General features: G+C 60.4%; 13 protein-coding genes. All 13 read right to left on the bottom strand.

The features are described from left to right. Positions 1-6: 6 nt before the first annotated feature. A complete protein-coding gene (locus tag AS026_RS33170; RefSeq protein ID WP_062374787.1) occupies positions 7-462 on the bottom strand; it encodes a phage baseplate assembly protein domain-containing protein in 456 nt (151 codons plus the stop codon). Beyond that, on the bottom strand, positions 459-1,505 hold the full coding sequence (locus AS026_RS33165; RefSeq protein WP_062374784.1) for a phage baseplate assembly protein: 1,047 nt from the start codon (positions 1,503-1,505) through the stop codon (positions 459-461). The genes AS026_RS33170 and AS026_RS33165 overlap by 4 nt, the downstream gene beginning before the upstream one ends. Beyond that, positions 1,505-2,128 carry a hypothetical protein gene (locus AS026_RS33160; protein ID WP_062374782.1) on the bottom strand — a complete coding sequence of 208 codons (624 nt, stop codon included), beginning with the start codon at positions 2,126-2,128 and terminating at the stop codon, positions 1,505-1,507. Before AS026_RS33160 ends, AS026_RS33165 begins: the two co-directional genes overlap by 1 nt. Before the next feature lie 15 nt (positions 2,129-2,143). Beyond that, a complete protein-coding gene (locus AS026_RS33155) occupies positions 2,144-2,602 on the bottom strand; it encodes a DNA circularization N-terminal domain-containing protein (protein WP_062374780.1) in 459 nt (152 codons plus the stop codon). A gap of 9 nt (positions 2,603-2,611) precedes the next feature. Next, positions 2,612-4,522 carry a phage tail tape measure protein gene (locus tag AS026_RS33150; RefSeq protein ID WP_062374777.1) on the bottom strand — a complete coding sequence of 637 codons (1,911 nt, stop codon included), beginning with the start codon at positions 4,520-4,522 and terminating at the stop codon, positions 2,612-2,614. 133 nt (positions 4,523-4,655) lie between these two features. Continuing rightward, positions 4,656-4,949, bottom strand: coding sequence for a hypothetical protein (locus AS026_RS33145; protein ID WP_062374775.1), 294 nt, complete (start codon positions 4,947-4,949; stop codon positions 4,656-4,658). Then, positions 4,949-5,320 carry a phage tail tube protein gene (locus AS026_RS33140; protein WP_062374772.1) on the bottom strand — a complete coding sequence of 124 codons (372 nt, stop codon included), beginning with the start codon at positions 5,318-5,320 and terminating at the stop codon, positions 4,949-4,951. Before AS026_RS33140 ends, AS026_RS33145 begins: the two co-directional genes overlap by 1 nt. A gap of 55 nt (positions 5,321-5,375) precedes the next feature. Further along, entirely contained in the window at positions 5,376-6,881 is a 1,506-nt protein-coding gene (locus AS026_RS33135) for a hypothetical protein (RefSeq protein WP_062374769.1), read from the bottom strand. Next, a complete protein-coding gene (locus tag AS026_RS33130; RefSeq protein WP_062374767.1) occupies positions 6,882-7,082 on the bottom strand; it encodes a hypothetical protein in 201 nt (66 codons plus the stop codon). It lies immediately after the preceding gene. Positions 7,083-7,098: 16 nt separating this feature from the next. After that, on the bottom strand, positions 7,099-7,806 hold the full coding sequence (locus tag AS026_RS33125) for a hypothetical protein (protein ID WP_062374764.1): 708 nt from the start codon (positions 7,804-7,806) through the stop codon (positions 7,099-7,101). A 1-nt stretch (position 7,807) separates the two neighbouring features. Beyond that, entirely contained in the window at positions 7,808-8,212 is a 405-nt protein-coding gene (locus AS026_RS33120) for a hypothetical protein (RefSeq protein WP_062374762.1), read from the bottom strand. 4 nt (positions 8,213-8,216) lie between these two features. Next, positions 8,217-8,552: a DUF2190 family protein gene (locus tag AS026_RS33115; RefSeq protein ID WP_062374760.1), complete on the bottom strand. Its 336-nt coding sequence runs from the start codon at positions 8,550-8,552 to the stop codon at positions 8,217-8,219. Between the two features lie 70 nt (positions 8,553-8,622). Further along, on the bottom strand, positions 8,623-10,248 hold the full coding sequence (locus AS026_RS33110; RefSeq protein WP_062374757.1) for a phage major capsid protein: 1,626 nt from the start codon (positions 10,246-10,248) through the stop codon (positions 8,623-8,625). Between the last annotated feature and the right edge of the window lie 52 nt (positions 10,249-10,300).

Genomic DNA, 10,300 nt, shown 5'->3' with positions numbered 1-10,300 from the left:
TCCGCCCTAGACGGGAACGTCCGTCGTGTTGTCGCCTTCAACGACCCCGCCATGGATATGCGTGTCGCCAATGTTCTTTCCGTTATGGGTGATCGAGCCCCCAGTGATGGCCACGCCATCCGGCGATATGACCATCTTCACGCCCCCCGACTGGACAACGATCCCCGCTCCAATGAGCTTTATGATATTTCCGCTCGAGTCATAGATGGCTGTCGCACCACCAGGTAGATCCGCCGGCCGCAACCCGGGGTGCTCCCCGCCGACTACGAAAGCCTGGTCTGCCTCGCTGTTTGGAGAAATCAGGAGCGCTTTGGCTCCCTTGACGGGCATCGACGAAAAGCCATGCGGCTCAATCCGATGAATGTTCGTGTAGCCATCAGACTTCAGGGCGCGGCCGGTCACGAACTGCTGTCCGCCCTTCTCCACGTTGTTGCCGTCGAGTTCGATCCGCTTGCCGATCATTCGTCTTCGTACTCCACCGAGATAGCACCAGGCGCAGAATAGGCGCCAGCCGTCTTGCCGCGCGGGTTCTCACCACCAAGGGCGCGAGGATCAGCCAGAGACAGGACCGCAAAAGTGCCCTGCCCTTCGCTATCCTGCGTAAGCGACACGCCCTTGATGATCATCATGCCGTCGATCCCGATCCAGCTATCCTTCACCGGGACTAGCCAATTTCTATTCCAGATCATCCCGCCTGCATCGCGCCATCCCGTGACGGTGATCGAGGCAGTAGCGGCAAAACCGGTGCCACGCTTTACACCCCAGTCCGCGCGCTTCTTCAGACGATCGACCGTCGTTTCGCCCTCGTGCGGCAGGATCAATGGCCGCGAACGGGAAACGCCTGCATCTCGGGCGGTTGCCTCGGCTCGCAACTGTTGCTTGCTTGTTCCCTCGCTCGCCTGCCCGCGCACTTTTACGGCGCTATAGCGGCCACGCTCGGTCAGCTCTGAAGACGCTTGCTCGATATTGACGCCCCAATAGAGGCCGCCCCTATGGGTACCTTCGGGCTTTGACGCGAGCTTCAGTTTTCCCTTCGGGGTGTCGTAGATCAGAATTCCCCGGCCGCGCGAGCGGCGCTCGATCGTCGAGAACAAGGTCTCGCCGACATGAAGCTTGTGCCGCGGCTCAACGGGGAACGAACCGTCGCTCTCGACGCCAATACCAAGGCTGTCGAACTCCCTCGCAATCGCAGCGAGGTCCTTATTCAGAACCTCCCCCGTCGGATGCTCAACGGAACATTCCGTTGCGTCCACGGTCCGCGAGCAAATCGTGACGCTGAGAGCGCGATCGCCCGCATCATGCGAGGGCCGCACGTCCCGGACATAGCCGGTCAACAGCAGGTCCCTGCCGGCCTTGATTGATGTCGACTGCCCTGGCACGACAGGAACGCCATCGCCCTGCGGCACCAATAAGACTTCCGCCGTCCGGACAGCCTCCTCCGCCGACATGTTGACGGTGATGGACTTGAACAGCGGGAAGCCGTCGATCGTGATGTGTTCGAGCATCAGGAGGCCAGAGCGTCAAAAAGCGTTGGCATGACAAGTGGCGTTGCGGAATTTGCAATGTCGACCAGACCGGCAGCGCGGGTAGCATCGCCATAGAGCTGATAGGCAAGCACCGTGGATGGCATGGATACGCCGGTCGAAACCTTGATGATCGGCGCGGCGTTCGCGGCGATATCCGAGATCAGCCGACAGGCAATCGCGGTGACAGAAGTCGACCAGGCGTAGAGATCCGCGCCGTCGCCTCCGAGCTTATCGATCGCCGAGGACGCGGTGTCACCGGCAACAGAAACCCTCGATCGCACGCGGCGAGCCGAAGGCCGGGATGGCCACTCGATACGGCTTCCGGCAATCGCAAGCCCCATTCCCAGCATGATCGAGACCGCGTCCGCAGTATCGCCAGCCACCGAGAGGCCCTGCGCGAGCTTGTCGAAATCATCTGGCTCATCCGCGCTCTCCGCGATGATCCGCATCAGAGACAGGACCTCGCTAGCAAAGGCTGCAGCTTCGAGATCCGGCGCGGTTGCAATGCGCGCAGAGACATCAGAGAGATCGTCGGCATCAGTCACGATGGCGGCGGAAAGGTCCGCCAGCCACGAGAGGATCGTTGCTCTATCCGCCGCCATCGTAAGCCTCGCCTATTAGAAGAATTTCGCAAACTGCGCAGCAGCTGCCGTGAAAGAACTGGCGACCGTGGCTGCAACGTCGCCAATCGACAGGATGATGCCGCTGGCATCGAGGACCGGGATGAATGTCACATCAAACCCGATGTACCCATGTTGATCCTTCCGCCGCGAACGCCGGAAGTCTTGTGCCGTCGCAAGCAATCCGCCATCGATCGGCAGGATTAGATATCCGGGGCCAGCGGCGAGCATAGCCGCCTCTAGCGTTTTCGCCTGCACGTCCGCGAGATCGCTGACAAGATAGATCGTCACCCCATAGGCAGACGCGGCAAGACCAAGCTCTTCGACGACCGGCTGCTGCCCGCCAGCGTATTCGTGCAAGGCCAGGCGCTTGCCACGGGACAGATCCTCGTAATCGACCCAGAACTCGACGCCGCGATAGCTCGCCCGCCGTAACGTCTTTGCCCAATCGCGCATCTCGTCTCCTTAATAGCCGCCACCGCCGCCGCCAGGCGCGCCAGCCTGAGAAGGCATTGAGCGGCCGGTGTCTGCATTGACAGGCACACGGACGCTGCTCGCCCGATTGAAGGCTGATGCCGCCGCCTTCAGTTGATCGACTGCCGACAGGATCGCCGAACTGACGCTGTTGCCAGCTTGCGTCAGCGATGCCGCCGATTCCTTGATGGAAGCACCGGCCTCGCGGCCACCGTCCGCCACCTTCTGTGCAGCCTCGTCGCCGGATTCTTTCAGACCGGTTGCGTCGATCTTCAGCGCGTCCCGAAGCTCGTCCTTCGACGGCATACGGAAGAATTCCGATAGCGTCGACGTGAGGCCGGATGCGCCGATTGGCATGCCCGCGGCCTTGGCGTTGCTGGCGATTGCCTGCTCTCCGGCAATGCGGCTCTGCGCATACTGCCCGTAGATCTCCGTCAATGACGGCGGCGCTGGCTTCGAAGCTGTAGGGCGCGTACCAGGCACCGGTCCAGTCGCTGGCAGATTGCGAGGATCAATGTTCCGATCTCCGCCCGGGAACTCGGGTAGCTGTGGCCCCTGCGGCACGTTCGGCCCTTGCGTCATCCGATGAATGAACTCTGGGTCAGCATAGCCGCCGGCAAGGGCCTGTTTGTCTGCTTCTCGGCTTTGAGAAAACGATCCGAATGGCAGGTTACGGGCCATCCACGTTTCGATTGCCCAATATCCCTTCCCTTGCTGCTGAAGAGACGAGCGAATGGCATCGCCGTAGTCCACGTCCTTGGACACGGCGTCCATGACTGGCACGGCAGGTCTGGAGACACCCTTGCCGATGCTGTTCATCAGTTTGTCCCAGCTGCTCGACAGCTTGTCGATGCTCGACTGGGTATCGCCGGTGACGCGAGCCAGGTCACGAAACACAGTTCCGTCGACCTCCGAGTCGTTCACCGTCTTGAGAAATTTCTCGTAGCTGTCGGCACTGGTCATCAACGACTGCATGCCGAGGCGGAACTGTTCATCGGTGAAGAGCAATGGCAGCTTGCTCAGATCACCGTTGATTGCTTCCTTCGAGATCCGGACGAAGGCCGCGACCGTATCCTCACCGTTCTTGCGCGCCGCATCGAGTTCCTTCCGAAGATCGACCCCCATCTTCGAGAACTTCGTCGCGGTGTCCTGCGAGTAGATCTTGCCAAAAACGTTCTGCGCATAGGTTGCAGCCGACGAGGCGGAGCCCGTGTCTTCGCGGATCGTCTGCAGGAGGGCGACCAGCTTCTTGAGACCATCCTCCCCCGTGTAGCCGAGAGATGAAAACGAGTTGGCGAGATCCGGGATATAGGTCGCCATGTCCTTCAATTCGAACTGACCGGCCTTGCCACCCGCCACCATGATGTCGAAGGCATGCTGCATCTGCCCGGTTTGGAGCTTCAGCGCAGACGCCGCCTTGATGGCGGTATTGGCAATATCCTCTGTCGCCGCACCCGACGCCTGAGCCGTCTTCAGGACGGACGGCAGGAAATCCATCGCTTCTTTCAGGTCAAGGCCCGAGGCGACCAGCGTATCGAGGGCTGTGATTGCATCGTCGACCGGCAAGGAAACCTGCTTGGAAATATCCTGCAGCCGCGTGAAGGCAGCATTGGTTTCCGCAACACTGGCATTGGCCGTGATGCCAATGCGCGTCATCTGCCGTTCAACAGCTGCAAAATCCGTGACGGCTCGCTTCGCCCCGTAGGCAAGCGCCGCCGGAGCGGCATATCGCAATATCGCCCCGTAGGCTGCCTGCGACCCCTTGGCGAGCGCACCTTGCTGGCGATTGAGTGCGTCCGCTCGGCGATTGATCTCACCCATCTTGCCGGCGACAGACTTGAACACCTGCCCGGTCTTATCGACGGCCGAGATCCGCAGCTGCGCTTCGACAGTACGCGTCACGCCTTGTTCCTTCCCTTGAAGTCCAGGAGGCGCCGCGCCCAGTAGAACAACTGGCTCGGCGTCATTGTTTCAATGCGCTCGGCCGACCAGCCGAGACGAAAGACAAAAACGTCGGCGACCTGATCGACGTCGCCTAGACTGGAAAAAAATCGAGAACCGCCTTTTCCAGTGTCAGCGCGTCGACGGTTGAAAGCTCGCCGATGCAATCGTAGCCAGGCTCGACGATCAACTTCTGCAAATAGGAGTCGACCACGCCGGGATAGCTGACAAGCACCGGCCCATGCGGGCTCGGCTGCCACTCCCGCGGCTTGCCTCGCCCCTCCATGAAGATCTCAGCGTAGCGAGGCTCACGAATGACGATCGAGGCGAATTGCTTGTCGTGGACCGTGTATGTCTTCGACAGCTGCACTGTAACCCGCTCGGCCATCAGGCGTTGCTCCGGTTATATTTCTCGGCCGAGACCGACAGACCGGTAACCTCACCGTTGACGCGATTCTGCTGCGGATCGCCGACCACGAAGGAATCAGTCAGATAGTGCGTGACACCGGTGAACTCCTCGATGAGGGTCACGTTAAAGCGATCTGCCTTCATAAGCGCGTCGTAATCGATGCCCTTGTCAGCGAAGGAGATCTCGGCACGACGATCCTTGACCGTTCCAACTCGGTCGACCGAGCCATCCTGGTTCGTAACGGCTTCGTTGGTCTGGCCGGCCGTATTCAAGTTGAGAGCGCCGCGAAGTGCGAACGTCTCGCCGGTGGAAAGACGCATCGTAATGCGCCCGCCGAAATTCTGACCCATGGGGAATGCCTCCTAAAAGGACGTGTTGAGGAAAGATGCGAAGGAGAAGACGGCGTCAGAGTGACGCCGTCGCTGCCGAGGTCGTGAACTGGCTGTAGACGTTCGCGAGGCCCGCGAAGATGTCGAGCGCGTTGACCCGGTCCATCGGCAACTGCGCATTGACCCGGTTCGGATTGTCCTGGTCGATCGAAACGACGATATAGGGAAGTACCGAGGTTGAGTTCTTGAGAACGCCCGGCATCGACTGGTAGGAGTGGAACAGCGTCGCGCGAATATCCTTCGGCGTCGTGATGGCGTCGAGGTTCGATGGATTGTCCTGCGCCAATGCCTTGTTCGAATGCTCGTAGGCGAGATCAGCGCGGAACTTCTTCAGGGCATAAGTTACCTGATAGACAGCCTGAATGTCACGGAACGTCGTGTCCGGTGCGCCATTTGTGGTCTGCTGGTGCGTGATAATCTTGTCGATCATCACCTCGCCATTGCGGTTGACTGACCAGGTCGAGACGCCGCTCTTCAACATGCTATCGCGCGTGCCATAGTCCATCCAGTAATTGCGGTCGCGAGGCGCAAGCACATCCAGAACGACCAAGCCGGACTGATTGCGCGACACGTCGCCATTGGCGCCACCGCCGAGCCAAGGTGCGATGCGCCCAACGAACGCGGCAACCCACTGGTATTCAGGCGTACCGTTCCCGCCCCCTGCCAACTCGGGAACCATGGTGAGATGCCAGGTGTCACGAGCAAGTGCGAAGGTGGCAAGGTTCGCAGTGGTATCTGTCTTTGGATAGAACGCGTGCCCGTAGAGCTGCTGAGCATAAGACCAGCGACCGGAGACCGGGCCAAGGAAGGCGTCGAGCAATGCGAGGTTCGTCGCGTCCCCGAAAGCCGAGACAATGACTTCGAACGCATCGTCGTTCATCGCGGCAAGCACGTTGGCGAGCGAAGGCGTGCCGGCACCTGGCGTCGTCGTCGCGAAAGTGAAGAGGCCGGTAAAGGCATTCGCGCTGTCGAGCACCGGAACAAAGATATCAAGTCCAGTCGCATAGGTACCTTTGTGCCGGGCCGTGATGGTGACCACATTCGTGGTGACCGTAGCGGTGAACGGCAGGGAGCGACCGGTGAAACGGTTGTAGTAAGCGTTGATCGCAGCGGAGAGCGAGGCAGCAACAGCGTTTGCGGTCGCCCCGGCCGGGATCTCTACCGAAATGCTTTCACCGGCAATCTGCAGAACACCCTGGCCGCCAGCTGCTGGAACAGCGCCAACGGTGATGGTGCGAATTTCGGCAGTGCCGGTATCAGCGACACGCCCGATCCAGATCTCCTGCGCCGGCGCATTGCGGCGCGTGGCGATGAACATCGATTCGAGCATCGACCCGACACCTGCAAGCCGGCGCGCATCTTCCTTGGTATTGCAAAGCGCGATGCCGTCCGCGGCGAGCAAGCCGGCAGCGAGACCGTGACCCAGCAGGATCAGCCGGTTTTCGGCTTCGAAGTTACCGCCGCTCTGCACGTCGAAGGTGAAGAGCGGCGCCGTCAGGTTGGCAGGAATGTTGGATGCCATTTATTTCGAGCCTCCGGTTTCGCCGGCCGGATTCTTCGGCGCGGGTTTGGTTTTGACTTGGACTAGATCGCCATCTCTCACGAGCCGCGCTTCGTAAGGATTGGCGAAATTGACGGGGTGTCCATCGGCCGGCCAGTCGCCCTGGCGGCCAGGCATGGGAATGCGCAAGCCCGCCTCGCGTGGCTTGTAGAGAGTGGTCATCACGCCCTCCGATGGATCAGGGGAAATTGACTTGAGCACCGGGGAAATTGGGACCGGTGTCTATGGTGACGCGATCCAGCGACGGAAGCACGTCAGGGGAAAAATGACTGGCGAGCGCCGCAAGCTTCGCCTTCGCATAGGATTGAGCCGGCAGCTTCGCATAGATGGTCGCCAGAGGTTCCGGCAAACCGACAACCTCGAAATCGTCATCGCGGATCTCACAGTGAAAGCGCATCGTCGTTCGCTGGATGCGCACACCGATTTCGGGGGCCGCAAACGATTGGTATTCGATATTGACGATCCGCTGCACGAGGTAGCGCCACATGCCGCCCGACTGGCTGCGTTCGAGGAGATAACGAACCTGCGCACAGAGTGCGGCAAGTACGAGCCGCGCCTCTGGGTCTGTTGTCGCAGCCGCAAAGGCAAACTCGCCTTGACCATCCTGCTCGACAACGGCCAGCTCCGCGACGACATCGAGGACAGTGTCCGCGCTCACGTCATTCGCTGAAGACAGCGGCCCGCGAAGCGCTACACCGGCCTCTGTCGTGTGCAGGGCGAGGATCGGCGTGTATGGCTTGCTGCGATCGATGTCCTCGACCGCCGTCTCCCGGCTATCGAGAACGTTGAGGCCAGCAAGGGTTGGGAACCCCGTGCCCGCTTCGACCGCTGCTGTCGGTCGCAGGATCTCGATCGCTGCAAGTCTCAGAGCTTCCGCTGCCAGCACGTCACGCCTCGGGCAAATTTTGCTCGGTCGCAAGAACGGCAAGAACCGTCCCAAGCCCATCAGGGTCAAACCGAGTTATTGAAAAGATCGCTCCATCCTCCTCTCGTCGGAGGAAAAAGCCGGGTTTTAACGGCGCACCTTCAATCAGGCGAATGGACGCCTGTATCTGTAGCGCTCGGTTGGCGAGCCTTCCCATGCCGGTCAAGGGCTGTGCCTTGGCATCGTTCTCGATCAGCGTGTTTTCATAGAAACAGGCGGACGAGAGATAGGAAGCCTCGGAGGTCGAGAGGCGCCGGGAGGCGTTCGGATCTTTCGCCGCAGTGGGAAAGATCGTCACGTCTTTTCCGTGGACGCGCTCGACCGTGGAGCGGCTGACCTTCGCCAGCCGCTCGAAGATGTTGGACATCGGCTTAGACCGTGGTCGCGCCGAGCTTGATCTTTACGGTTGCAGACGGGTTTGCTGCATCCGCGACGGCAATGCCGACGAGCGTATTGCCGGAGGCCGTCTTGTTGACGTTCTTTGCAGCAGCGTCCCAATACACCTTGTCGCCAACTGAGATGGCGAGGGCCGAAACCTTCGCCAGATCAAAGACGCCCTCGGTGGAGAGTGCCACCGATTCGCCTTGAGCTGCTGTGGCTGCAGCAACGCCGATCAACGAACCGATGATGACGATGTTGCCGGAAATAACGCCACCGGCGGGCGCGGCGACGTCGATAGACTTCCCCGGCTGGACGAAGTTCTTCATGTCTGAATCCTCTTGATTTCAGGGATGCCTCGATGAGGCGATGAAGGAGAAGCTTAGGTTTGATCCGGCCTCAAGCGCCCGGATCCTTGTAAGCGCCTCGGAATTCGATCGCGCCAACACCGAAGTCGTGCTCGACAGTCATAGCCTGTCCCTGAGTACCGAACGGTTCGTCGAAGCGAATGCGGGGCGCGCTATAGCCATCCAGGAGACCCCACTGGTAGACGGCGGCTTCGTCTGGGCTGGCGAACAGATACCAGGCGTTTCCGCTCAGTTCGGCCGCGACGACTGGCTCAAGCGTGCCGACATGCGGGTTGACCTTGATGGAGTCGTTGGCATTGATCGGCGACAGGTACTGAAGCGCCTCGGTTTCCTTGTCTGGGGAGACCAGCAGGATAGAAGGCTGGACATTCATCGTCGCGCCGTCGAGGTTCTTCTGCTTGCGCATGGCGGCCTTGCCGACGCCGATGCTAGCGACGGTGATCGCCGAACCGGAAGCTGCCAGGTTGTTATGGCTTGCATGGAACACGACCTGCCCGTCGGACAGCTTCGTATTCGCGGAAAGCATCATCGCATAGAAGGTGATTTCCTCGAACCGCGCCACGGTCCGTCCATATCCGCCGAGCAGTTCGCCGATCGCGTTCAGGCGGTCATTGACCATCATCTGACGGCTAACCCGAATGCCCTTCGCATATGGCAGGACGGCAATCGTTTCCTTGCCTTCGCCAAACGTGCCGAACTTGATCTCGCCCGACTCGGTCATCTTTTCGAGCATCGGGAATTCACCGACTGATACGGCGTAGTGCGGACGGAAGTCGACGAAGTCGCGCCGACGGGAGATGCGGCGATAGGTCGGCTGTGCCAGCGCATAGCGACGCTCAAGGAGCGTGTTGATGGCGCTGGAGAAGATTGCCGGGAAATCGCTGGTCGCGTGGAATGCGCGCTCCAGCATTTCTTCCCGCTCGCGTACGGTGCGAAGCATACCGCGATAGCCCATGGCCGCAGCTGCAAATTCGACGACGTCATGGTTGTCCATGAAGCCACGGGCCTGCGCAGCCTGGTCGCCGGTCGGCTGATCAATGCCGCCAAGACGGAATGCCAGGGCCGTCGTCAAACCGGAACGACGGGTCTCGGCTTCGTCCCGAATAACGTGAACGCCGCTGGTCGGTGTGCGGGCAGACTGCGCGGTCATGTGGTCGAAGGCCTGTGCGCGGAAGGCGTCAACAGCAGTGCCATTGCGGAGGGCAGCTTGGATGGCCTCATTGGTCATTCCGGCACGCGTTCCGATGTCGTAGATGTCAGCTGCGCGAGCACCATCCACGTTGGCGGTCGGATTGGCAGGAGGCGTTACAGCTTCGTCCTGCTCGGCCTTGCGGATATCGCCTTGCAGCGCATCGATTTCGTCGAGCAGTTTCTTGTGATCCGCCTGAATAGTTCGGGCAGCATCGGGCGCCGTATCGTCCTTCAGCTCCGCGATCTTGTCCGTCGCGCGCTTCTGCAGATCGGCGAGATTGGCTCGCATGACAACGAGCGGGATCGCCAGGTGCGGGCCAAATTCCCGAACCGCGTCGACCAACGACGCGGCCAGATGGACGGGAGCGTGTGGCATTGCTGCAAAGGCTTCGGAGACGAGCCCGAAGCTCATCACAAATGCGGTAGCGAGCGTGCAGGCTACCGCCAGTACGGTTTTCATCTTCATGGATATTTTCCTTGAAAGGGCCTTGCCCAAAGGCGTCAGATGGGCGACCGCC

This window comes from Rhizobium altiplani, from assembly GCF_001542405.1.
GTDB lineage: Bacteria > Pseudomonadota > Alphaproteobacteria > Rhizobiales > Rhizobiaceae > Rhizobium > Rhizobium altiplani.
This window is presented reverse-complemented; position numbering and strand designations above follow the sequence as displayed.

Coding starts and splice junctions, on each gene's coding strand:
- AS026_RS33170 (WP_062374787.1), bottom strand. CDS start 462: ATGATCGGCAAGCGGATCGAACTCGACGGCAACAACGTGGAGAAGGGC.
- AS026_RS33165 (WP_062374784.1), bottom strand. CDS start 1,505: ATGCTCGAACACATCACGATCGACGGCTTCCCGCTGTTCAAGTCCATC.
- AS026_RS33160 (WP_062374782.1), bottom strand. CDS start 2,128: ATGGCGGCGGATAGAGCAACGATCCTCTCGTGGCTGGCGGACCTTTCC.
- AS026_RS33155 (WP_062374780.1), bottom strand. CDS start 2,602: ATGCGCGATTGGGCAAAGACGTTACGGCGGGCGAGCTATCGCGGCGTC.
- AS026_RS33145 (WP_062374775.1), bottom strand. CDS start 4,949: ATGGCCGAGCGGGTTACAGTGCAGCTGTCGAAGACATACACGGTCCAC.
- AS026_RS33140 (WP_062374772.1), bottom strand. CDS start 5,320: ATGGGTCAGAATTTCGGCGGGCGCATTACGATGCGTCTTTCCACCGGC.
- AS026_RS33135 (WP_062374769.1), bottom strand. CDS start 6,881: ATGGCATCCAACATTCCTGCCAACCTGACGGCGCCGCTCTTCACCTTC.
- AS026_RS33130 (WP_062374767.1), bottom strand. CDS start 7,082: ATGACCACTCTCTACAAGCCACGCGAGGCGGGCTTGCGCATTCCCATG.
- AS026_RS33120 (WP_062374762.1), bottom strand. CDS start 8,212: ATGTCCAACATCTTCGAGCGGCTGGCGAAGGTCAGCCGCTCCACGGTC.
- AS026_RS33115 (WP_062374760.1), bottom strand. CDS start 8,552: ATGAAGAACTTCGTCCAGCCGGGGAAGTCTATCGACGTCGCCGCGCCC.
- AS026_RS33110 (WP_062374757.1), bottom strand. CDS start 10,248: ATGAAGATGAAAACCGTACTGGCGGTAGCCTGCACGCTCGCTACCGCA.